Origin of the sequence: Flavobacterium ajazii (assembly GCF_010614725.1) — a bacterium.
GTDB classification, from domain to species: domain Bacteria; phylum Bacteroidota; class Bacteroidia; order Flavobacteriales; family Flavobacteriaceae; genus Flavobacterium; species Flavobacterium ajazii.
In genome coordinates, this window is record NZ_JAAEHL010000008.1 from 76,622 (window position 1) to 100,898 (window position 24,277).

Sequence of the window (24,277 nt, forward strand, 5' to 3'; positions counted from 1 at the left end):
AAATTGAAATGAAAAAAAACATAGTAACCTTCATATTGTTTTTTTCTGTACTAGCAAATGCTAATGTCAGAATGCCTTTGCTGTTTTCTGACGGAATGGTGCTACAGCGCAATAAGGAAATTCCGGTCTGGGGCTGGGCTGATACCAATGAAAAAGTAACGATTCATTTTAATAAACAAACCAAAACCATTCAGGCTGATAAAAACGGGAAATGGATGGTTAAATTAGATTCTGAAAAAGCTGGTGGTCCTTTTGAGTTAACTATTGCCGGAAAAAACAAAATTGTTATCAAAGATGTTTTGGTAGGAGAAGTATGGATTTGCAGCGGACAATCGAACATGGAATTTCAGATGTATAAATTGCCCGATTTTGAAACTAAAAAAGAGCAGGCTAATTATCCGATGATTCGTCAGTTTGGAGTTGTGCAAGATTTAAGTGGGACTCCAAAAGAAGATTTAAAAGCCGGAAAATGGGCGGTTTCTAATAAAGAAAATATTCGTGATTTTACTGCGGCAGGTTTCTTTTTTGCGAAAAAATTATATGATGAATTAAAAATCCCAATAGGAATTATTAATACTTCCTGGGGCGGAACCTGTGTAGAAACCTGGACAAGCCGTGAAGCATTCGAAAAAAGTACTGCTTTTAAAGATATGATTGCCGAAGTTCCAACTGTAAATATGGATGAAATTTTCGAAAATTATAAAAAATCACTTTTAGGAAATATTAAAAAGATTCAGGGTTTTGATGTAACACTGGACAACGAAGATCAGTTTAAAGCATTTGAATTTAATGATACCAATTGGCCTGAAATTAAAGTGCCTTCCCTTTGGGAAAACCAGCAAATAGGTAATATTGACGGAATTGTCTGGATGCGAAAAACAGTTGTTTTAACTGCTGAACAGGCGAAAAGGAATGCTGTTTTACATCTGGCAAAAATTGATGATGAAGATATAACCTACATCAACGGAGTTCAGGTTGGGACTAACAATATTTGGGAAAAACTAAGAGTGTATAAAATTCCGGCTGGTGTTTTAAAAGAAGGAAAAAATGTAATAGCTGTCCGAATTACCGATTATACCGGAGGTGGCGGAATTTACGGAGATTCTACCGATTTAAAAATTCAATTTAAAAACAGCAACGTAGCACTTGAAGGACTTTGGAAATTCAATGTCGTTCAGGTAAAAATTTCAGTTTCGCCAAACAGTTATCCGTCACTATTATACAATGCTATGGTAAATCCGTTGGTTCCGTATGCGATTCAGGGTGTTTTGTGGTATCAGGGTGAAGCAAATGTATGGAGGGCAAATCAATACAAAAAAGCTTTTCCTTTGATGATTCAGGATTGGAGAACAAAATGGAATCAGGGTAATTTTCCTTTTTATTTTGTACAATTATCAACTTTTGATGAATTTGGCGGGAATAGTAAAAAAGGAAGCCGTTGGGCAGAACTTCGCGAAGCACAATTTGAAACTTTAAAAGTATCCAATACCGGAATGGCTGTTACTACCGATATCGGTAACGCAAAAGACATTCATCCAACTAACAAGCAAGACGTTGGATTTCGTTTGGCAGCAATCGCATTAAATAATGTGTATGGTAAAAAACAGGCTTTTAGTGGACCAATATATAAATCTCAGGAAATAAAAGGAAACCAAGTCATTCTGACTTTCGATAGTGTAGGAGGCGGACTTACAACACCAAATATTACTGCATTAAGAGGTTTCGAAATCGCCGGTGCCGACAAAGTTTTTTATTCTGCAAAAGCGATAATTAAAGAAAATAAAATAATTGTTTCCGGGGAAAATGTTCCAAATCCGGTTGCAGTTCGTTACGGATGGGCAGATGATGATACAGAAATCAATCTTTTTAATAAAGAAAAATTTCCGGCATCGCCCTTTAGAACCGACAATTGGGAAATGATTACGGCCAATGAAAAATATAAAATAAATCCGTAGGTAGAGACGGGTTTGAAACCCGTCTCTACAAAACCCGTCTGTACTGAATGTCTATATGAATTCGTCTGTTCGGTAAAAAATAAAAGTTTATGAAATTTCTAAAATCAAAAATCCAGTTGTTATTGTTTTTCTTATCGCTTATCGTAAATGCGCAACAACAAAAGGACAATATAAAAGACGGATTTTATCAAAACCCGATATTTGTAGGTGATTATCCTGATCCGTCTATAATAAGAGATGGTGAGGATTACTATATTGTACATTCGTCATTCAATTATTATCCCGGATTGTTAATCTGGACATCAAAAGATCTGATTAACTGGAAACCTGTTACACATGCGCTCAAAAAAAGCGTGGGTTCAGTCTGGGCGCCAGATTTGGTGAAAATCAATAATAAATTTTACATCTATTTTCCGGCAAACGAAACCAATTATGTCATTTGGGCTGATTCGATAAACGGTCCGTGGAGCGATCCCATAGATTTGAAAATCGGAAATATCGATCCCGGACATTTTACAGACGAAAAAGGAAATCGTTATTTGTATTTCAGTAACGGAAGTTATGTTCCGCTTTCAAAAGACGGTTTAGCAGTTTCGGGAGCAAGCAAACACGTTTACGATGGCTGGAAAATTCCGTCAGAATGGTCGATCGAGTGTTTCTGCATGGAAGGGCCAAAAGTTTTTAAAAGAGGCGATTACTATTATTTAACAACAGCCGAAGGAGGAACCGCCGGACCGGCAACAAGTCATATGGTAATTTCGGCAAGGTCAAAATCGCCTTTAGGTCCTTGGGAAAATTCGCCTCATAACCCAATTATAAGAACAAACAGTGCTTCTGAAAAATGGTGGTCAAAAGGGCATGCAACTTTAATTGATGATGTGAAAGGCAATTGGTGGATGGTTTTTCACGGCTACGAAAACGGTTATTACAACATGGGGCGCCAAACGTTATTGCAACCAGTAGAATGGACAAAAGACGGCTGGTATAAAATGAAGGAAGGCATTAAAACCGAAGAGCAAATTAAAAAACCGGCAGGCGAATCTGCAAAAAATAATTTCACACTTTCTGATACTTTTACTGGAGCAGAGCTTAATCCGCAATGGCAGTTTTTTGATGAATACGATTCCAGAAGAGCCACATTCTCTGCAAACGGAATAAAAATTATAGGAAAAGGAACGGGCATCGGTCAAAGTTCGCCCTTGTTATGTACACCTTCGGATCATTCATATACGGCTGATGTAGAAGTTGAAATCGAAGGTAATGCATCAGCTGGATTAGTTCTTTTCTATGATACTAAATTATTTACAGGAATCGCTTTTGATAAAGAAAATATCATGGCAATCCTTAGAGTATGGCAATTTCCTACTGTAAAAGGAGTCAATAAAACACATTTGTTTTTACGTTTGGAAAAAAAGGAACAGGTAGTCAATATGTTTTACAGTCTCAATGGAAAGGACTGGCTAAAAATCGAAAACTCGGCTGAGGTAAGCTCTTTTAATCATAATGCACTAAGTGGTTTTATGAGCCTTCGTTTAGGGCTTTCAGCTGTTGGAGAAGGTTCGGTGATATTTAGAAATTTTGTTTATTTACCTATAAAATAAATAATATGGTTAAATTTCAAGCGAAATATCGAATAGAATCTGCCAGAGCTAAATGGTGGAGTTATGAAAATCCAGGAGATTATTTTATCACAATTTGCACCAAAAATAAAACCCATTTATTTGGACAAATAAAGGATGGTGAAATGATATTGAATGAATATGGGCAGATTGTATTAGATTGTTGGCTGGATTTACCGAATCACTATAATAATATTATTTTGGGAGAATTTCAGATAATGCCGAATCATATTCATTGTATCGTTGGAGTGAATGATTCAAAAATAATGATTCCCGATCCGGATAGCGTAGAGACGGGTTTGAAACCCGTCTGTACTGAACCCGTCTGTACCGCAGATAATGCTACGAATGGAAATCCCATTAAAAAAAATCACGGGGTATTTGAATTTATTAGGGCATTAAAATCATTTTCATCCCGGAGAATAAATGAAAAAAGAAATTCAAGAGGAGTTACAAATTGGCAGGAAAGATTTCACGATCATATTATCAGGAATGAAGCAGAATATGATAGAATTAGAAATTATATCATAAATAATCCTAAAAAATGGGATGAGGATTGTTTTTTTAATAGATGATTGTAGAGACGGGTTTCAAACCCGTCTTTATGGATGAATTGAAAAAGGAATCCTGTTTGTACCCGAAGTAGAATTTTTAGATTAAAATCATATTTTTTATGAAAAAGTTATATTTAGTTTTTGTCATTTCCATTTTTTGTGGAAAAATTATAGCACAGTCCAGTCATGTTTTGTGGTACAATCAGCCTGCTGAATATTTTGAAGAAAGCCTCGTTTTAGGAAACGGAAAAATGGGCGCAACCGTTTTTGGCGGAGTGAATTCAGATAAAATTTATCTAAACGATATTACGCTTTGGTCGGGCGAGCCTGTAAATGCAAACATGAATTCCGAAGCATATAAAAATCTTCCGGCAATTCGTGAAGCACTTCAAAATGAAAATTACAAGCTGGCTGAGGAACTCAATAAAAAAATACAGGGAAAAAACTCAGAGAAATACGCACCTTTAGGAACAATAGAAATTACCAGTTCCAAGAAAGGAAAAGCAATCAATTATCATAGAGAACTGGATATTTCGAATGCAATTTCAAAAGTAACTTATGAAATTGACGGTGTAAAATTTACAAGAGAATATTTTATTTCTGCACCAGACCAAATTATGATTATTAAATTGATCAGCAGCCAAAAGGGGGCTTTAAATTTTGATATCAATTTGAGCAGTTTACTAAAATCAAATGTTGAGGTTAAAGACAATGTTTTGTCATTGAACGGAAGGGCGCCAATAAATGAACATGCAGGTTATACTGTTCTTCCAAAATATCTTGAAATAAAAGAAAGAGGAACACGATTTACAACTTTGATGAAAATCAAAAATACGGATGGAGAAATTACTACTTCTGACAAGACATTAGGTATAAAAAATGCGAGTGAAGCTGTAATTTACGTTTCGATTGCCACAAGTTTCAATGGTTTTGATAAAAATCCTGCTACAGAAGGTGTAAACGACAAAGCAATTGCATCAGAAAATCTTAAAAAAGCTTTCACAAAACCATTCGATAAATTAAAACAATATCATATTGCCGATTACCAGAAATTTTACAATCGGGTAACATTAGACTTAGGGAAAACAACTGCTCCGGATTTGGCTACAGACGAACGTTTGTTGCGTTACGCTGACGGAAAGGAAGACAAAAACCTTGAAATTCTGTATTTCAATTTCGGACGTTATTTGCTCATCAGTTCTTCGAGAACCTTAGGTGTTCCTGCAAATTTACAGGGACTTTGGAATCCGTATTTGAGTCCGCCATGGAGCAGTAATTACACGATGAATATTAATCTGGAAGAGAATTACTGGCTGGCAGAAAACACCAATCTTTCAGAAATGCATCTGCCATTGCTGAGTTTCATTAAAAACCTTTCGGTAACCGGAAAAGTTACGGCTAAGACTTTTTATGGAGTTGATAAAGGCTGGGCAGCAGGACATAACTCAGACATCTGGGCAATGACGAATCCGGTTGGTCAATTCGGAAAAGAAGAACCAATGTGGGCTTGCTGGCCAATGGCAGGAGCATGGCTGAGTACTCATATTTGGGAACATTATATTTTTACTCAAGATCAAAATTATTTAAAAAATGAAGGTTATCCGTTAATGAAAGGTGCGGCCGAATTTTGTATGGGATGGCTGGTAGAAGATAAAAACGGAAAGTTAATCACTTCGCCATCAACGTCGCCTGAAAATCAGTATAAACTGTCGGATGGTTTTGTTGGAGCAACCTTATACGGAGGGACAGCTGATTTAGCTATGATTCGTGAATGTTTTGATAAAACAATTAAAGCTGCTAAGATTTTAAACGTTGATGCCGATTTTGTAAAAAAACTAGAATCTGATTTGGCCAATTTACATCCGTATCAAATAGGTAAAAAAGGAAATCTGCAGGAATGGTATTTTGATTGGGAAGATAAAGATCCAAAACACCGTCACCAATCGCATTTATTCGGACTTTTTCCTGGAGATCACATTACGCCTTTGAAAACTCCGGAATTGGCAGAAGCTTCGAAGAAAACATTAGAAATAAAAGGCGACGAAACCACAGGCTGGTCAAAAGGCTGGCGAATTAATCTTTGGGCAAGACTTTGGGACGGAAATCGTGCTTATAAAATGTATCGTGAATTACTTCGTTACGTAGATCCGGACGGAAAAAAAACCGAAAAGCCAAGAAGAGGAGGAGGAACGTATCCGAATTTATTTGATGCACATCCGCCATTTCAAATCGATGGCAATTTTGGAGGGTCTGCTGCTGTAGCCGAAATGCTGGTTCAGTCTGATGAAAACGAAATCAGATTATTGCCGGCTTTACCTGATGCCTGGGAAAGCGGTTCTGTAAAAGGAATCTGTGCTCGTGGCGGTTTCGAAATTGAAATGACATGGAACAATAAAAAGATTCAAAAAATGATTATTTCTTCTAAAAAAGGAGGAAAGACAACATTAATCAACAGTGATAAAAAACAAACTATTACTTTGAAAAAAGATCAAAGGCAGGAAATTAACTGGTAGATAAAATGTTTAAAAATACTTAAACCCGACAGGTTTCAAAAATCTGTCGGGTTTGTTTTTAATAAAGCTATTAACTAAATCAATCCAATTTGTAATTATATCCAATTTGCAAATAAAAAGGAACCAAAGGAGAAGTCCTGAAATCCTCGGTCATTACTTTTCCTGCTCTTATAGTCAGGTCGCTTCTGTTAAACGAATAACCACCCTGAATTCCGAAATTGAAGTTTCCTCCAGTCGTAGGTTCGTACCAGCCATTTTTTACTTCAGGATAAACGTTTTTGTAAATATCCTTATGTTTAAAATGTGTAACAATGGCCTGGTCAAAACCAAATTCACCTGCTGAAAACCATTTAGGTTTGTAATAACCGATTATTGCCGTTGCATCTGCACCAAAATTTTGTAAAGTGACCAACGGATTTCCATAGTGCCTGTAAATTCCGTGAACAGCCACATTAAAATGGAAATTTTCAATCTGGTACAGGTTAATTTGTCCGCCTATTTTGGTTTTAAAATCATCAAATATTACTTCGCCTGAAGCAAAAGAAATAGCGCTTTCCAGTACAATTGGTATTTTGGTTTCTAATTTATAGCCATATCCTATTCCGTATACGAAACCATATTCCCAGCCTGCATTTGCATTCAGGATGTGTTTTTGTTCCTTTTGAATGCTTTTCCAGTTAATAGTCTGTGAGTGTAAAATGTTGAATGTAAAAAGTGAAATGAGAAATGTAATGAGTGTCAATATTGCTTTCATTGCAGGTTATTTTAAATCGTTTAAATAATTCAATACTAAGGGGTGTACATTCTCCCATTTAAAATATATCATTTCGTGTCCGGTACCTTTCACTTCAGCAATCTCTGAGCTTGGAAAAAATGCAGCTTCTTTTTGAGCAAAATGCAAACCGTAGGACTTATTTTTCTCTCCGTATAAAAACAAAACTTTGGTTTTATATTGGCTTAAATTGGTCGTAAAATCAAAACCGTCATTTTCGGCAATACCAATAAAACTATTTAATACTGCTGTGCCCATTCTCCAGAAAGGCGAGGGGCCTTCAATTCCCTCTTCGTTTCCTTTGGCATAAGAAAAACTGGTAGAAATTCCCATTTTATAATCTAGGACTTCATGTTCGTTTTCTTTTCCGGTTAAGAACTGATCCATGTAAAATAAGTCACTTGTGGCTTCAGAAAATAAATTTAATTTTCGGCTTGATTCCCCATATTCATCCAATAACTTTTTATTGAGTCCGCCGGGTTCTGCCAGAATAACTCCGTTTATAAGGGTTGGATAAGAATTTACATAAGCCGCAGCAAGCATGGCGCCCCAGGAATGTCCAAACAGAAACACCTTTTGAGTATTAGAAGTACGGTAATGTGAGATGACTTCTGTAAGATCGTCAAGAACCAACTGAATGGAATAACTGTTTTGGTTGTGCCTTTTGGATAATCCGGAACCTCTCTGGTCGTAAAAAATGATATAATAACCATCGTTTGCCAGTTCTTTTGCATTTAGTGAACTGCGATAATCAGAACCTGGACCACCGTGTAGAAATACCACCATTGGATTGTTCGGGTTTCCGAAAGTTTCAGCGTGCAACTGCGTACCATTAACAAAAATAGAAGGCAGAGATACATTCTGATCTACTGTTTTTGGAACCAGATTTCCGAGTTGATTGGTGTACTTTTCTTCTTCACATCCTAAAAAAAAGAAAAGAGAAAAAGCGATTGCTATCGAATAGAATACTTGATTTTTCATTGCATAGTTTTTTAAAATTTTATGCAAAGATGTATTCTGAAAGGGTATCGGTCGCCCCAACTTGTAAGGTGGTTCTCTTTTATTTCAAATATTCTGATGGAGAAAGACCTGTTACTTTTTTGAAATTGCGGTTGAAAGCAGTTTTAGAATTAAAGCCACATTCAAAAGCTAAAGAAAGCAAAGTAAATTTTTGGTTTTCCGGAAGTGTAATGATTTTTTTAAATTCTTCTACCCGCTGATAATTGATGTAATCATAAAAGTTTCTTTGCTCCACAGAATTAATTACTTGTGAAAGTATGTTGGGATGCACTTTTAATTTTTGGGATAATTCGGCTAACGTCAACTCAGCGTTTTTGTAAAGTTTTTCATTCTCCATGAGGTTAGTTAGATTTTTGTGAATTGCCAAAAGTTCTGTACTATCTAATCCTGATTTTTCATATTTAATTTTCTCCGCTTGAGGTTCCGTCGGAATGTTTTCTAATGCAGAAACTACAGTTTCATTATTTTCAGAAGCAGGTTTATTAGTAAAAATTCCAACCTGTTTTATTCCGAAATAACCAATAAAAAACAAATACAACACAACGGTAGAAAATATATACGGATCATCGCAAAAAATAACTACTACCCAGATCACACCGGATCCTAAGATTAAATAACTCAGCCATCTCAGGTTAATTTTTTCGGTAAAGGAAAATTGCTCGGTAATGTTTTTGCGGTGTTTCGAAAGTTTTTGCAAAGAAAGCAACGCATATAAAATTCCTGAAATAATCACTGTGATGTATACAATGAGAAGTAATTGTTCGTAACCCTTGCCTTCATTTTTATAAATATCTATTTTTTCATCAGAAGACAATCCAAAAAACGGAATGAGTAGCAGTATGGCAATTATAAAAGGGATAAAATGAAGCAGGCTGTATTTTTTATTCTGATTCTGATTCGTTAAAGCTGAAGTATATAAGTATAAAAAAGGTCCCTGAACCAATGGCATCGGAATTTCGAATCCGAGTAAAAAAGGGAATTTTATATGTTCATTATTAAAATGGAGGTAGAATAAAATCAGGTGAAAGCCTGTAAAAAATAACCAAAGCGCTAAAATTTTATCAGCTTCGCTTTTGTTTTTTTTGCTGGTTAAAATAATAACTAAAAAAAAGGTAATTATAATTCCCGTTAAGTAAAGCATACTGTTGTAAGGCTTTTGATTAAACAACTCTTAAGACGAAGCAATATAATTTATTTATACCGGATAATAGTTTTGAAAAGGTAAAATGTTGAACAAAGCATCTCATTAGCAAAACAATAGAATTGATGATTGCAGAACAATCTAATTTTGCTAACTTTGATAAATATATTTTATAGTTATGTCTTACAATCCAACAACAGTTGCGAATTATTTTATAGGGAAATATTCCAAAACCGGAAATCTTACTCCTATGAAAATAATCAAGCTAACTTATATTGCGTATGGCTGGTATCTGGCGCTGACAGATAAACAACAACGCCTGATTGATGAAAACCCGATTGCATGGGATTTTGGCCCTGTTTTTCCATCTTTGTATTACAGTATAAAACAATACAAGAAAGAAAAAATAACAGAAAAAATTCCAAATCCGACTAAGAACGAAAAAATCTCACCTGAAGACGAAAAATTTCTTGATAAAATATGGGATCTTTACGGGAGATATGATGGGATTTATTTAAGTGCATTAACCCATATTGAGGGAACTCCGTGGCAAAAAGCATATCAAAAGGATTCTAATATTATGATATCCGATGATGAGATTTATGAGCACTATAAAACCAAACTAAAACCACTTTCTTAAGATGTCAGCATCATTTGACTTAAGCCGTATCTCAATCGAAAACACTCCGGCAGTTACACCGGAAGATATCACAAATGCCCGTGCACAAAATCAGATTCTTGAAGATCGGCTTGGGAGTGCTAAAATTGGCAGGTTTTTGGAAGATACCCGTTTGAGGAGGTATCTTACCTATATTTTTTCATTTATTATTTTTCTTTGGCTTTCAGCAGTTATTTCGATTTTGTATTTTAATAATAACGTTTTGAATTTGAAATTACCCGAAAACGTTTTGATTACTTTGCTGACAACAACATCAATAAATGTAATCGGGATGATGCTGATTATTCTGAAAAATTTATTTCCCCAAGTACCGAATCAGGATTAATAAACGGTAAAAATTAAAGAAAATGTCAGGCTGAGCGGAGTCGAAGCTTCTCAAATAGGATGAATTATTCTTTTTCTACAGACTTTTCAGCATTAGCTTTTTTTAAACTTTCATATCCTTTTTCAATCGAAGGATATATAAAAGCGGCTACTTTTTTAATTGGATTATAAAAAATATAGTTGTCTAAAGTTTCTTTTTTAGCAAAAGTGTGATTGAAATTAATTTTTTCAAACAGTGCTATAAAAATACTTACGATCAAAACAGTTTTCAAAACCCTGAAAAAGCCCCCGCCTAACTTATTCGGTAATCCTAAATAAGCAAAATCAGCTATTCCGGTTAAAATTTTTGCTAAGAAATAAACTCCGATGACTACTAAAATAAAAGTCAGGATAAAAGCGGTAACCTGAACTGTGTTCGGATTCCAGGAAACATATTTGACAATGATGTTTTTTAGAAAAGAAGAGAATTTAATAGCTATATAAATTCCTAATAGTAAAGAAATAAAAGAAGCAACTTCTACAAAAAGACCATTTTTGATGCCTTTGTACAGGCTGAAGGCCAAAAGTGCCCCTAAAATTATGTCGAAAAAACTCATATTTACAGTTGTTTTAATGAGGCGCAAATATAAAAGAATTTATCAGGGATATGTTCTCAAATTTCAACTCCGTATCTTTGCAAGCTAAATTTTATGGTTTAATTCACAATTCATAATTTATAATTTTTAAAAATGTCAAGGGATACACAACTAAAAGAGCGTTGGGAAAAGCTCGTCGATATATTGTCCAACCAGTTTTCGCAAGGCGAAGATTTAGATTTGGACTCCATAATTTACCTGATCGGAGTTCAGGAACTGGGGAAAGTACATCGTGAATTTAAAAAAGACGAAAAATTAAACTTAATGCATATTGCCATTTGCAGATTATTAGAACCTTACGGGTTTTATGAATTCGAATATTTTGACGCAGAGGGCTGGCCACATTATAAAGTAAAAGAACAGCTGCCTGCATTAAAAGCCGGTGAACAATCGGTTTTGATGAAAGAAGCGATTGTAAATTATTTTTTAGAGAGACAACTTATTGATTAAAAAAAAGATATTAAAGAGAAGATTTTAGATTTTGGTCTGAAAATATAACAGAACTTTAGAAATACTTCTGACTTCTCACACCTAATATCTGACTTTTTTCCTTAAATTTGTACCCTCAATTGAAGAATGAAAATGATAGACAAGATAAAAGAACATATCGAGGAAGCTAAAGCCTTTAATGATAAAAATAAAGAATCTTTAGAGAAGTTCCGTGTTAAATATTTAGGAAGTAATGGTTTGTTGAGGGAACTTTTTACAGAGTTTAGAAATATCCCAAACGACCAGAAAAAAGATTTTGGACAGGTAATAAATACTTTAAAAGCAGTAGCTGAAGAAAAAGTAAGATCTATTCAGGAAGAATTGGAAAGCAAAGAAGAGGTAAAAAGCTTTTTTGGAGACTTAACGCGTTCACCTGAGCCTGTAATTATTGGTTCGCGTCATCCTATTTCGATTGTTAAAAATCAAATTATAGATATTTTTGCCAACATCGGCTTCAACGTTTCCGAAGGTCCGGAAATAGAAGACGACTGGCATAATTTTACTGCACTGAACTTGCCTGAATACCATCCGGCGCGTGATATGCAGGATACGTTTTTTATCCAGACCAATCCTGATGTGCTGTTGCGTACGCATACATCATCTGTTCAGGTGCGTTATATGGAAAACCACAAACCGCCAATTCGTACGATTTCTCCGGGACGCGTGTTTCGTAACGAAGCGATTTCGTCTCGTTCGCACTGTATTTTCCATCAGGTAGAAGGTTTGTACATTGATAAAGATGTTTCTTTTGCCGATTTAAAACAGACGTTGCTTTATTTTACAAAAGAAATGTTCGGGAAATCTAAAATCCGTCTACGTCCATCATACTTTCCGTTTACAGAACCAAGTGCCGAAATTGATATTTACTGGGGTTTAAAAACCGAAACCGATTACCGTATCACAAAAGGAACCGGATGGCTGGAAATTGGAGGCTGCGGAATGGTAGATCCAAATGTTTTGAAAAACTGTGATATCAACCCGGACGAATACAACGGTTTTGCTTTCGGAATGGGAGTAGAGCGTATCGCAATGCTTTTATATCAAATTGGGGATATCCGTATGTTTTACGAAAATGATGTTCGCTTCTTAGAGCAATTCAAAGCAAATATTTAAAAAATAAGTTATTAGTAAATAGTGATTAGTAAAGAGCTTTCTTTCTAATCACTATTTACTTTTTACTATTCACTAAAAAATGAAAAAAGATATAATAATTCCCGAAGTTGAAAACGTATTCTTAGCCGCCGTTCAGGAATGGAGCGACGATTTTATGGAAAAAGTGTGGTACGCTTATCTGGTAAACGACAGCGATTTTAACTTAGATAGTGTAATGGTGGTTTCGAAAGCATTTGGAACTATTGATGGCGAAATGAAAAAAACATCTATCCTTCGACATGCTTTTGTTGAGGTTCCTGCGGTTTCAGTAGTAAAAATCGAAATGATTGAAAAGAGTCTTTTAGTTTTAAACAACGAGTTTATGGTAACTTTCTTCATCGGAAACACTTTATATGACAAGAAATTTATCTTCAAATCAAACTTAATCAACGAAAACAATACCGAAGAAGTGCCGATTCTTTTTGTTGAAGGAATTATGGTGAAATAATTTTCTAAAACCTATAAACCTTCTCCGGCGTTACACAATAATCTAGTTTGATATCCGATTCAAAAACATCATCAATCTGCGCTACAGCTTCAAAAAAAGAAAGCCCTATTTTGATGGTTTCAGGTTTGCATTCGGCTAAAAATTTATCGTAAAACCCTTTTCCGTAGCCAATACGGTTTCCAAAAATATCAAACGCCAAAAGTGGCACAAAAACTACTTCAATAGTTTGAGAAGGGACAGACAAACCATTCATAGGCTCGGGAATATTGTATTCGTTTTTTTTGATTTTGGTATTGTCTGTCAATAAAAAATGAGACATAATCCGGGTTTCAAAATCACTTTTTGAAATCACGATTTCTTTATCTTTTCCAGAAAGCAGATGCAAAATAAACTCAGTATTCACTTCTTTTTGTTCTTCGATAGGAAGAAAAACATGATAATACGTTTTATCCCAAATTGGTAAGGAGATTAACTGATTGCTTATTTCAAGGCTTTTTTCTTCAATATTTTTCTCAGTAAGTTCTTTTCGTAGACTTTTATAGTGTAATCGAAGTTCTTTTTTATTCGTCGGCATTTTTATCAATATTTTTAGAGATATGGTAAATAGCATCACCCTGATAAACTATAGGAGAATGATTGGCGTTGATGACAAAGCCGTCATGAGGTGCCTTTACTTTTTGTTCAAATTTACCAAAAGGGTCTGTAATTATGGCCAAAATAGTTCCTTTGGTAACAAATTGGCTTACCATATTATAATCGTGCAGCAGTCCGGATTGTTTTGCACGCAACCAAACGGAATTTTTAATATAAATAGAAGGATCTTCAGCTTCTTCTGCAATATGTTTTGGACTGAGCATGTTGAGATAATGCAGTAAACGTTTGACACCTTTTATGCCTTCATTAGCAATAGAATCGTTTATATCCAAAGATTTTCCGCCTTCAAAAAGTAGCATTTTGACATTTGCTTTTTCAGAAGTACTTCTAAAAGAACCACTGATATTTTTAGAGTATAAAGTAAACGGAGCGTTAAAAATATCCGCAAGAAGTTTTAATTCGGAATTATTTTGTGTAATTCGGATTTGAGGAGCGTTAAACCTGCTTGCTCCGCCGGCATGAAAATCGACTGCATAATCAATAATAGGTAATATTTGATTCGTAATATGAAAGGCGAAACGACTGGCAAGAGACCCTTTTTTACTTCCCGGAAAAACGCGGTTCAGGTCACGTCCATCAGGGAATTCTCTAGCCTTATTTACAAAACCGTAAATATTGATAATCGGAATGCAGATAATGGTTCCTCTTGTTGGGCGGTTTATTTTTTTGCTGATAATCTGGCGTACAATTTCGACGCCATTTATTTCATCGCCATGAATTCCGGCCGAAAACAAAACTACCGGTCCTTCAATTTTAGATCTTCGAACAATAATTGGGATATTAAGTTTGGTTGTGGTGTGTAATCTGGCGATTTCTACATTTATCGTTTTGTTTTCTCCGGGCAAAATCGATTCGCCAAAAAGAACCATTGGGGCATTGTTTTTCATGTCGAATTTTAAACAGGTCCTAAATATAGAAATTATTCTTTTGATTTTGTAAATTTGAAAAGAATTCAATGTTAAGCTTTTCTAATGTAAATTGGAATGTTATTGACAATGATATTTTTACATTCTTCAGAAATAAAACAGCATGCCAATACCGTCATTAGAACTTCAGATTCAGACCCTGCCGGATAATCCCGGTGTTTATCAGTATTATGATAAAGACGGAAAGATTTTATACGTAGGAAAAGCCAAAAACCTGAAAAAAAGGGTTTCGTCATACTTTAATAAAATTCATGATACGGCAAAAACCAATGTGCTGGTAAAAAAAATCATTACCATAAAACACATTGTTGTCCCTACCGAAACCGATGCGCTTTTGTTAGAAAACAACCTGATCAAAACTTTGCAGCCACGTTATAATGTGCTGCTTCGTGATGATAAAAGCTACCCTTGGATTTGCATTAAAAAAGAACCTTTCTCGAGAATATTTCTGACCAGAAGAATGGTGAAGGACGGATCTGAATATTTTGGTCCGTATACCAATTTCAAAATGGTTCATACGATTTTAGATTTAATCAAAGAACTATACCCGCTTCGAACTTGTAATTATGATTTGAGTGAATCCAATATCAATTCGGGTAAATTTAAAGTTTGTCTCGAATATCATATTGGCAATTGTAAAGGTCCTTGTGAAGGTTTGGAACCTTTGGAAGAATACCAAAGACAAGTCAATGCCATTCGCGAAATCCTGAAAGGGAATTTTAAAGAAAGTTTAAAGGATTTCAAAAAATTAATGAATAATTATGCGCAGAATTTACAATTTGAAGAAGCGCAGAAAATCAAAGAAAAAATAGAAGTTTTAGAAAATTATCAATCCAGATCTACGATTATCAATCCGAAGATTACCAATATTGATGTTTTTTCGATTGTGTCTGATGAAAGCGCAGCCTATGTCAACTTTTTACAAATTTCGCATGGATCAATCATTCGTTCGCATACTTTAGAAATGAAAAAAAAGCTGGATGAAAGTGACGAGGAATTATTAGAATTGGCGATTGTAGAATTACGGGAACGTTTTCAGTTATTATCAAAAGAGATTATTGTTCCTTTTGAACTGGACTTAGGCGAAAACATAAAAATAACCGTTCCCCAGCTTGGAGACAAAAAGCAGATTTTAGATCTATCAATTCGGAATGCCAAATTCTACCGAATTGAGCAACTGAAACAATTACAGATTGTAGATCCGGACAGACATGTAAACCGAATTATGGCCCAGATGCAGAAAGATTTACGTCTTCCGTCTGAGCCCCGGCATATTGAATGTTTTGATAACTCAAATATTCAGGGAACAAATCCGGTAGCAGCCTGTGTCGTTTTTAAGGATGGAAAACCAAGCAAGAAAGATTACCGTCATTTTAACGTAAAAACCGTGGAAGGTCCGGACGATTTTGCCTCAATGACCGAAATAGTATATCGTCGTTACAAAAGACTGCTGGACGAAAACGAACCACTTCCACAGCTTATTATTATTGACGGAGGAAAAGGGCAGTTATCGGCAGCTCTCAAAAGTATTGATGAATTAGGACTACGTGGTAAAATTGCTATTATCGGAATCGCAAAACGTCTTGAAGAATTGTTTTACCCCGGTGATTCGATTCCGCTGTATCTCGATAAAAAATCCGAGACATTAAAGGTTATTCAACAATTACGAAATGAAGCTCACCGCTTCGGAATCACTTTTCACCGTGATAAACGAAGTAAAGCTGCTCTCAATTCGTCTGTAGAAAGTATTCCCGGAATTGGAGAAAAAACAATGCTTACATTAATTCAGTATTTCAAAAGTGTTAAAAGATTGAAATTGGCTACAGAAAAAGAAATTTCTGATGTAATCGGAGCATCAAAAGCCAAAAAAATTGTCGACTTTTACAAAACCAATTAGTATTTTTTTATGCGCCTAATCCAGCTGTACATTTCAAACACTCGGTCAAAAAGCTTTTTTTCTGATGCAAAAAAAGGAGCTTCTATGGTCGCTCTTTTTTTACAGGAAAAAATAGTTTTTTGTTTCTCGTTTTTTTTCATTTCCATCTGGGGCAGGACGTTAGTATGTCTAATGATACTGTCGATTTTTCCGCAAAACTCGTTTTCACAAGAGATAAAACAGGATAGTGTCAAAAGACCAAAAATAGGTTTGGTGCTGAGTGGAGGAGGAGCCAAAGGATTTGCTCATATCGGAGTTTTAAAAGTACTCGAAGAAGCCGGAATAAAAGTTGATTATATTGGCGGAACCAGTATGGGAGCCATAATCGGAGGGCTTTATGCAACAGGATATAATGCGTCACAAATTGATTCCATTTTTAAAAGAACCAATTTTGACGAACTGATTAATGATTATATTCCAAGGGCGTCTAAAAATTTCTACGGCAAACGAAATGATGAGTTGTATGCGCTTGTGCTTCCATTTAGTAACTTTAGAGTCGGAATTCCGGAAGCGCTTTCAAAAGGAATGTATAATTATAACTTGTTGAGTAGTCTGACCCGTAATGTACGCCATGTACGCGATTTTAATCAGCTGCCGACCCCTTTTTTATGTATCGGGACAGATATAGAAACCGGTAAAGAAGTATTGCTGAACAAAGGAAATCTGGCTCAGGCTATGGTAGCCAGTGCGGCTTTCCCATCCTTATTTTCGCCAGTTGAAGTAGACGGAAAATTATTGGTTGACGGTGGTGTCGTAAATAACTATCCGATTAAAGAAGTTCGTGATTTGGGAGCAGATATTATTATTGGGGTTGATGTACAGGATGACTTACTGACAAGAAAAAACCTAAAAAATGCTACAAGGATTTTAGTTCAGATTACTAATCTTCAGTCTATCGAAAAAATGAAGGCAAAAAGAGAAGATACTGATATTTACATAAAACCTGATATTCGTGATTTTGGCGTTATTTCATTTGATAGGGGTGGAGAAATAATCAGAAGAGGAGAAGATGCCACATTTGAGTTATATGAAAAAATCAAAGCACTGGCAAACGAACAGAATTTTTATAAAAAACCTAAATTAAAATTAGCTGCCGATACACTTGAAATCAAGAAAATAAACAATACTAAACTCGAGGATTATACGAAAGAATATATAACAAGTAAACTTCGGTTCAAACCGGGGAGTACAATAACTTATGATGAGCTTAAAAGGGGAATTAATAATATAAATTCGACACAAAATTTTAGTGCCATTTCATATTCGCTTGACCCGAACGGAGACAAGGAAGATTTGAATCTTACCCTGAAAGAAAACCCAACGCATACCTATCTGAAGCTGGGATTGCATTATGACGGACTTTATAAAAGTGCTGTTCTGTTAAATCTGACACACAGAAAAACATTTTTGAAAAATGATAATACTTCTCTGGATATTATTTTAGGAGATAACTTTAGGTATGATTTTAATTACTATGTAGAAAACGGATTTAATATCAGTTTTGGGTTTAATTCAAGGCTTAATCAGTTTAATAGGAATATCACACAGAGTATTAATGACCAATCTGAAGGGAATGATGATAATTTGATTAATGTTGACTTTATGGATATTACCAATCAGGCCTATTTTCAAACCATTTTTGTGCAAAAATTCCTTATGGGAGGTGGTCTGGAACATAAGTTTCTTAAAATTAAATCACCAACATTGGAAACAAACTCAACAATTGATGAGAGTAATTATTTTAGTGTTTTCGGATATTTAAAATATGACTCTTATGATAATAAAAGTTTTCCAAGGTCAGGCTGGTATTTTTCCGGAGATGTTCAGACCTATCTGGCTTCGTCTGATTATACAAATCAGTTTAATCCTTTTTCTACAGCAAAAGCAGAGATTGGAATTGCTAAAACTGTTTTTAACAAAGCAACAATAAAATTTCAGTCTGATGTGGGATTTGCTTTCGGTAATGACAGCGTACCTTTTTTTGATTATATTCTGGGAGGATACGGTTATCAGAAAATAAATAACTTCAATTATTTCTACGGGTATGATTTTTTAAGTATCGCAGGAGATAGTTTTATAAAAGCTGCAATAACTTTTGATTATGAGATATTTAAAAGAAACCATCTTAATTTTTCTGCAAATTATGCCAATTTGGGCGATGATCTTTTCAGTACGGTAGACTGGATTGATATGCCAAAATATTCAGGTTATGCCGTAGGATATGGCTTAGAAACCATTATTGGCCCTATTGAAGTTAAATATTCATGGTCGCCTGAAAATCCAAAAGGGTATACCTGGTTTAACATCGGATTTTTGTTCTGATTTTTAATTTAACTCAATAAAAATTACGATATTTGTTGTGATGAAAACAAAATGGACAGGTTTATTAGAGTATCTTCAATTCCTCATCAAGAGAAATCCTGAGTGAAAACGGCCGAATTGGGATAATTAGTCAATGATACAATTGAGCTGATTGTCTGTTCACACAATTCAAATTTTTCGAATTATCTAATTTATAAATTATCTAATTGAAAAGCCATGCCACTATATCACAAACTCGGAAACTTTCCACAAAAGAGACACACCCAATTCGAAAAACCTGAGGGTGGTTTTTACTACGAACAATTGTTTGGTACCGAAGGTTTTCATGGACATTCTTCCTTGTCTTATCATATTCACAGACCTACACAGGTCAAAGAAATTTTAAACTCGTATTCGGTTGAACCAAAAATTGCAATCGGAAAAAATATAAAATCATTATTGTTTAAAGGTTTTGAATTGAAACCTGAAAATGACTTTTTGGACAGCCGAAAAGCAATGCTGGTCAATAAAGACTGTATTATTGGATTGGCAGCCCCAAAAGAATCACTTCGAAACTATTTCTACAAAAATGCCGATGCCGATGAAATGCTGTTCATTCACAAAGGCAAAGGAAAATTAAGAACAATGCTGGGAAATATTCCGTTTGAATATGGCGATTATTTAATTATTCCGCGTGGTATTATTTACCAAATCGAATTCGACTCTGAAGAAAACAGACTTTTTTACGTAGAATCCTATTCTCCTTTTTATACTCCGAAACGTTATAAAAACCAATCGGGTCAGCATTTAGAACATTCGCCATTTTGTGAGCGCGATTTTATTTTGCCAAACGAACTGGAAACGCATGACGAAAAAGGTGATTTTTTAATTAAAATCAAAAAAGAAGGAATGATTCATGAGGTGGTTTATGCCACACATCCATTTGATGTTGTAGGCTGGGACGGTTACAATTTTCCATATGGGTTTTCGATTCACAATTTCGAACCTATAACTGGTCGCGTTCATCAACCGCCTCCGGTACACCAAACTTTTGAAACGGCAGCTTTTGTCGTTTGTTCATTTTGCCCAAGACTTTACGATTATCACCCAAAAGCGATTCCGGCGCCATATAATCACAGCAATATAGATTCTGACGAAGTACTCTATTATGTTGATGGCGATTTTATGAGCCGTAATAATATTGAGCAAGGCCATATTACTTTACATCCGAAAGGAATTCCACACGGTCCGGCACCTGGTGCAATGGAACGCAGTATTGGCCACAAAGAAACTCAGGAATTAGCCGTTATGGTGGATACTTTCAGACCACTTATGGTTACAGAAGAAGCTATGGGGCTTGATGATGGTCAGTATTACAAGTCGTGGACAGAATAATTAGTCAATGTGCCAATTTGATAATTAGAAAATGCTTTTAAAACCTCACAAGTGAGAAAAATTAAATAATTATTTATGTAAATTTAAACCTACAATTAAATTATTTAATTATCACATTTTCTAATTAACTAATTAAAGAAATGACTTTCAACGAAAAATATAAAGATAACGCTCTTTTAATTAAAACTTTCAATTTCGCATTAAACATTATTGATTATACAACAGAACTTCAAGAACAAAAAAAGTTTGTTATTGCGAATCAATTATTAAAAAGCGGTACATCAATTGGAGCAAATTCAAAAGAGTCTCAAAATGCAGAAAGTAAAGCAGATTTTATTCATAAATTAAAAATTGCAATTAAGGAGGCAGACGAAACGGAGTATTGGTTATTCTTATGTGATGCACATAAAGCGTATCCTGATTGCAAGGATTTATTAAATGAATTATCAGAAATTTTAAAAATTTTAAATAAAATAATATCAACATCTAAGAAGAATTAGAAAATTAGTGAATGTGTCAATTAGAAAATTATTTTAATTGTCGAATTTTCAAATTATCTAATTGATAAATTATCTAATTATGAAACAAGTAAAATCAGTAGAATACGGATTAGAGAAAATATTTGAAGGAGCACAGGATTTCCTTCCATTATTAGGAACAGATTATGTAGAGTTTTATGTGGGGAATGCCAAGCAATCTGCACATTATTATAAAACAGCTTTTGGTTATCAGTCATTGGCCTATGCCGGATTAGAAACAGGAGTAAAAGACAGAGCATCTTATGTTTTGAAGCAGGATAAAATCAGAATTGTTTTGACAACGCCTCTTACGGCAGATTCTCCAATCAATGAACATTTAAAAAAACATGGTGACGGTGTAAAAGTCGCAGCACTTTGGGTTGAAGATGCAACAAAATCTTATGAAGAAACTATAAAACGTGGTGCGCGTTCTTTTATGGAGCCAACTGTTGAAGAAGATGAATTTGGTCAGGTAGTGCGTTCCGGAATTTATACATACGGTGAAACCGTTCACATTTTTGTAGAGAGAAAAAATTACAACGGAGTCTTTCTTCCGGGTTACAAAGAATGGAAATCAGACTACAATCCGGAGCCAACCGGATTAAAATACATTGACCACATGGTTGGAAATGTAGGCTGGAACGAAATGAATACTTGGGTAAAATTCTACGAAGACGTAATGGGATTTGTAAACTTTTTATCATTCGATGACAAGCAAATCAATACAGAATATTCAGCGCTGATGAGTAAAGTAATGTCAAATGGGAACGGAAGGATTAAATTCCCAATCAACGAACCAGCAGAAGGAAAGAAAAAATCACAAATTGAAGAATATTTGGATTTCTATGGAGGGCCAGGAATTCAGCATATTGCCATTGCGACAGACGATATAATTAAAACCGTTTCGCAATTAAAGGCAAGAGGAGTTGAATTTTTATCTCCGCCTCCTCATACTTACTACGAAGCAGTTCCGGAAAGATTAGGCGTTCACATGGATATGATGAAAGAAGATTTAAACGAAATCGAAAAACTGGCTATCATGGTCGATGCTGATGAAGACGGGTACTTATTACAGATATTTACAAAGCCGGTTCAGGACAGACCAACGCTTTTCTTCGAAATTATTCAAAGAATGGGTGCAAAAGGCTTTGGCGCAGGTAACTTTAAAGCTCTTTTTGAGTCAATTGAAAGAGAACAGGAGTTAAGGGGAACTTTGTAAAATTAAGTTTTTTTTACATTATGTAAAAAAATCCCCTGTAAATTGATGATTTTAATGCAAATGTTTTGTTAAACTCACTTTTTGCTATTTATTATTTAAACTTTGTATCTATCTTTGCACTCGCAAATCAGGAAGGGGTGGTTTCCTTCCGAATTGATATAAATTTTCATAATTTATAGTTTTTTGGTTAGTTAATAGCATAAAAACTCAGTCATTCCTTGACTGAGTTTTTTTGTTTTGGTACATTTGGAATAAAATTTGCTTTTATTGCTTCGTAAATAGTAAATACCTTATTATGAAAAAACTAGCTCTATTCATATTCATACTCTCCACCTTAAGTTTTGATACCTTTAAAGAAGATGCCTTTGATGTGGGTGAATATTTTAAACTCAGGATTCACTACGGAATTGTTAATGCAGGTTATGCCACTCTTGAAGTGAAAGAGGCAGTTGTAAACAATAAAAGAGTTTTTCATGCAGTGGGTAAAGGTTACACGACCGGAATGTCTAAGTTCTTTTTTAAAGTAGAAGATTTATATGAGAGCTATTTTGATAAAGAAACGGGCGGGCCTTATCGATATATCAGAAAAATAAATGAAGGCGGTTATACTAAAAATCAGGAAGGTTTTTTTAATCAGTCTCAAAACAGGGTTTTGGTAAAAGACTACAAACGAAAGACCGAAAAAACGATTGTAGTTACTGAAGAGGTGCAGGATATTATTTCATCTTTTTATTATTTGCGTAATCATCCCAACATCGATAAATTAAAATCAGGTGAATCAATTGCAATTGATATGTTTTTTGACGATGAGATCACAAAATTTAAGTTAAAATATATAGGTCGTCAGGATATTACAACTAAATTTGGCACCGTTGCAACTATGGTCTTTAAACCCATGGTACAAACAGGGCGTGTTTTTAAAGAAAAAGAAAGTGTAACGCTTTGGATTACAGATGACAATAACAAAGTTCCGGTGAGAATAAAAGCAGAATTAGCTGTAGGTTCGCTTAAAGCCGATCTTGATGAATACAAAGGATTAAAATATCCATTTAAAGTAAAAAAATAATGAATACCACAGACAATTCTGAATCAATCTTAAAAGAAATAGATCTTAAATTTCAGGCGATAAATCAAAAAACCGATGTGCAGTTAGAAGGGCTGCTTTGGTCCAAGCCAATTACATACTGGGATTATATTCAGACTGATGCTCTTTTAAATCTGCAAATACAAAGAACAACGCTTCCTGACGAAATGGTCTTTATAATGTATCATCAGGTAAACGAGCTTATTTTTAAAATGATTCTGTGGGAAATTGATCAAATTGCCGATACAGAAAATATTCAGGTTGATTTTTTTAGTGAAAGGCTTTCAAGAATTACGCGTTATTTCGATATGCTGACAAATTCATTCAGCATTATGGAAAACGGGATGGAAGTGGACCAGTATATGAAATTCAGAAATACACTTACACCTGCGAGCGGTTTCCAGAGTGCGCAATACAGAATGATTGAATTTGCTTCAACAGATGTTATCAATTTGACAGATAGAAGATATAAAGCTAATTTTGATGAAAACACCGATTTAGAAACTTCTTTTGAACATCTTTACTGGCAGGCAGCAGGTAAAGATTATCAAACAGGTGAGAAATCATATTTGCTTCAGGAATTTGAAAAGAAATATAAAGGACAGTTCCTGCGCCAGATGTCAGATTTTAAAACTAAAAATATCTGGAAAAAATTTACTCAGTTACCGGTAGAAGACCAGCAAAATCCTGAATTGATTAATGCAATGCGTCATTACGATCATACCGTAAATATTACCTGGGTAATGCAACATTTAAATACAGCTATAAAATATATTTTAGAAAGCGGAAAAGGAAACGGTGAAGCAACCGGTGGAAGCGACTGGCAAAAATATATGCATCCAAAATACCAAAGACGCATCTTTTTTCCTAAATTGTGGACCGAAGAAGAATTGTCCAATTGGGGAAAAGAGCCTACAGCTTAGATTTCCAGAAAAAATTAAAA

General features: G+C 34.8%; 22 protein-coding genes. 16 read left to right on the forward strand and 6 right to left on the reverse strand.

Features of this window, described 5'->3' with window-relative positions; all coding sequences use genetic code 11:
• The first annotated feature begins 8 nt into the window (after positions 1-8).
• The 4 genes from GWR14_RS15170 to GWR14_RS15185 all read left to right on the forward strand — a co-directional run bounded on the left by GWR14_RS15170 (position 9) and on the right by GWR14_RS15185 (position 6,641).
• Positions 9-1,955 (forward strand): sialate O-acetylesterase, encoded by a 1,947-nt coding sequence (locus GWR14_RS15170; protein WP_163409925.1) that lies wholly within the window; start codon positions 9-11, stop codon positions 1,953-1,955.
• 89 nt (positions 1,956-2,044) lie between these two features.
• On the forward strand, positions 2,045-3,556 hold the full coding sequence (locus GWR14_RS15175) for a family 43 glycosylhydrolase (RefSeq protein WP_163409926.1): 1,512 nt from the start codon (positions 2,045-2,047) through the stop codon (positions 3,554-3,556).
• 5 nt (positions 3,557-3,561) lie between these two features.
• The gene (locus tag GWR14_RS15180; protein ID WP_163409927.1) at positions 3,562-4,149 is read left to right on the forward strand and encodes a transposase; all 588 of its coding nucleotides are present in this window, start codon (positions 3,562-3,564) and stop codon (positions 4,147-4,149) included.
• A gap of 98 nt (positions 4,150-4,247) precedes the next feature.
• A complete protein-coding gene (locus GWR14_RS15185; protein WP_163409928.1) occupies positions 4,248-6,641 on the forward strand; it encodes a glycoside hydrolase family 95 protein in 2,394 nt (797 codons plus the stop codon).
• A gap of 79 nt (positions 6,642-6,720) precedes the next feature.
• Here GWR14_RS15185 and GWR14_RS15190 read toward each other — a convergent pair whose 3' ends face one another.
• The 3 genes from GWR14_RS15190 to GWR14_RS15200 form a co-directional block, all read right to left on the reverse strand.
• The gene (locus tag GWR14_RS15190; RefSeq protein ID WP_163409929.1) at positions 6,721-7,395 is read right to left on the reverse strand and encodes a hypothetical protein; all 675 of its coding nucleotides are present in this window, start codon (positions 7,393-7,395) and stop codon (positions 6,721-6,723) included.
• 6 nt (positions 7,396-7,401) lie between these two features.
• A complete protein-coding gene (locus GWR14_RS15195; RefSeq protein WP_163409930.1) occupies positions 7,402-8,394 on the reverse strand; it encodes an alpha/beta fold hydrolase in 993 nt (330 codons plus the stop codon).
• A gap of 79 nt (positions 8,395-8,473) precedes the next feature.
• Complete coding sequence (locus GWR14_RS15200; RefSeq protein WP_163409931.1) at positions 8,474-9,574, reverse strand: helix-turn-helix domain-containing protein; 1,101 nt, start codon at positions 9,572-9,574, stop codon at positions 8,474-8,476.
• 178 nt (positions 9,575-9,752) lie between these two features.
• On the opposite strand from GWR14_RS15200, the gene GWR14_RS15205 reads away from it, so the two are divergent.
• Positions 9,753-10,214 carry a Panacea domain-containing protein gene (locus GWR14_RS15205; RefSeq protein ID WP_163409932.1) on the forward strand — a complete coding sequence of 154 codons (462 nt, stop codon included), beginning with the start codon at positions 9,753-9,755 and terminating at the stop codon, positions 10,212-10,214.
• A 1-nt stretch (position 10,215) separates the two neighbouring features.
• The gene (locus GWR14_RS15210; RefSeq protein ID WP_163409933.1) at positions 10,216-10,578 is read left to right on the forward strand and encodes a hypothetical protein; all 363 of its coding nucleotides are present in this window, start codon (positions 10,216-10,218) and stop codon (positions 10,576-10,578) included.
• Between the two features lie 64 nt (positions 10,579-10,642).
• Here the strand turns inward: GWR14_RS15210 and GWR14_RS15215 are convergent, their stop codons facing one another.
• Positions 10,643-11,173 (reverse strand): CvpA family protein, encoded by a 531-nt coding sequence (locus tag GWR14_RS15215; RefSeq protein ID WP_163409934.1) that lies wholly within the window; start codon positions 11,171-11,173, stop codon positions 10,643-10,645.
• A gap of 132 nt (positions 11,174-11,305) precedes the next feature.
• Here GWR14_RS15215 and GWR14_RS15220 point away from each other — a divergent pair, with 132 nt between their 5' ends.
• From GWR14_RS15220 to GWR14_RS15230, 3 genes are all read left to right on the forward strand, one after another.
• A complete protein-coding gene (locus GWR14_RS15220) occupies positions 11,306-11,662 on the forward strand; it encodes a hypothetical protein (protein ID WP_163409935.1) in 357 nt (118 codons plus the stop codon).
• A 132-nt stretch (positions 11,663-11,794) separates the two neighbouring features.
• Positions 11,795-12,814 (forward strand): phenylalanine--tRNA ligase subunit alpha, encoded by a 1,020-nt coding sequence (gene pheS, locus GWR14_RS15225; protein ID WP_163409936.1) that lies wholly within the window; start codon positions 11,795-11,797, stop codon positions 12,812-12,814.
• 79 nt (positions 12,815-12,893) lie between these two features.
• Positions 12,894-13,301 (forward strand): hypothetical protein, encoded by a 408-nt coding sequence (locus GWR14_RS15230; protein ID WP_025572189.1) that lies wholly within the window; start codon positions 12,894-12,896, stop codon positions 13,299-13,301.
• Positions 13,302-13,305: 4 nt separating this feature from the next.
• On the opposite strand, the gene GWR14_RS15235 is transcribed toward GWR14_RS15230, so the two are convergent.
• Both GWR14_RS15235 and GWR14_RS15240 read right to left on the reverse strand, forming a co-directional pair.
• A complete protein-coding gene (locus GWR14_RS15235; RefSeq protein WP_163409937.1) occupies positions 13,306-13,875 on the reverse strand; it encodes a 5-formyltetrahydrofolate cyclo-ligase in 570 nt (189 codons plus the stop codon).
• On the reverse strand, positions 13,862-14,842 hold the full coding sequence (locus GWR14_RS15240) for a succinylglutamate desuccinylase/aspartoacylase family protein (RefSeq protein ID WP_163409938.1): 981 nt from the start codon (positions 14,840-14,842) through the stop codon (positions 13,862-13,864). Before GWR14_RS15240 ends, GWR14_RS15235 begins: the two co-directional genes overlap by 14 nt.
• A gap of 142 nt (positions 14,843-14,984) precedes the next feature.
• Between GWR14_RS15240 and uvrC the strand changes: the two genes are divergently transcribed.
• The 7 genes from uvrC to GWR14_RS15275 all read left to right on the forward strand — a co-directional run bounded on the left by uvrC (position 14,985) and on the right by GWR14_RS15275 (position 24,257).
• Positions 14,985-16,778 (forward strand): excinuclease ABC subunit UvrC, encoded by a 1,794-nt coding sequence (uvrC, locus tag GWR14_RS15245; protein WP_163409939.1) that lies wholly within the window; start codon positions 14,985-14,987, stop codon positions 16,776-16,778.
• Between the two features lie 171 nt (positions 16,779-16,949).
• Positions 16,950-19,139 (forward strand): patatin-like phospholipase family protein, encoded by a 2,190-nt coding sequence (locus tag GWR14_RS15250; protein ID WP_246236328.1) that lies wholly within the window; start codon positions 16,950-16,952, stop codon positions 19,137-19,139.
• A gap of 216 nt (positions 19,140-19,355) precedes the next feature.
• Entirely contained in the window at positions 19,356-20,513 is a 1,158-nt protein-coding gene (locus GWR14_RS15255) for a homogentisate 1,2-dioxygenase (RefSeq protein ID WP_163409941.1), read from the forward strand.
• Between the two features lie 140 nt (positions 20,514-20,653).
• Positions 20,654-21,013, forward strand: coding sequence for a four helix bundle protein (locus tag GWR14_RS15260; protein ID WP_163409942.1), 360 nt, complete (start codon positions 20,654-20,656; stop codon positions 21,011-21,013).
• A 76-nt stretch (positions 21,014-21,089) separates the two neighbouring features.
• On the forward strand, positions 21,090-22,250 hold the full coding sequence (gene hppD, locus GWR14_RS15265; protein ID WP_163410150.1) for a 4-hydroxyphenylpyruvate dioxygenase: 1,161 nt from the start codon (positions 21,090-21,092) through the stop codon (positions 22,248-22,250).
• A gap of 295 nt (positions 22,251-22,545) precedes the next feature.
• Complete coding sequence (locus tag GWR14_RS15270) at positions 22,546-23,316, forward strand: DUF3108 domain-containing protein (RefSeq protein ID WP_163409943.1); 771 nt, start codon at positions 22,546-22,548, stop codon at positions 23,314-23,316.
• Positions 23,316-24,257, forward strand: coding sequence for a tryptophan 2,3-dioxygenase family protein (locus GWR14_RS15275; protein WP_163409944.1), 942 nt, complete (start codon positions 23,316-23,318; stop codon positions 24,255-24,257). The genes GWR14_RS15270 and GWR14_RS15275 overlap by 1 nt, the downstream gene beginning before the upstream one ends.
• Positions 24,258-24,277 lie beyond the last annotated feature (20 nt).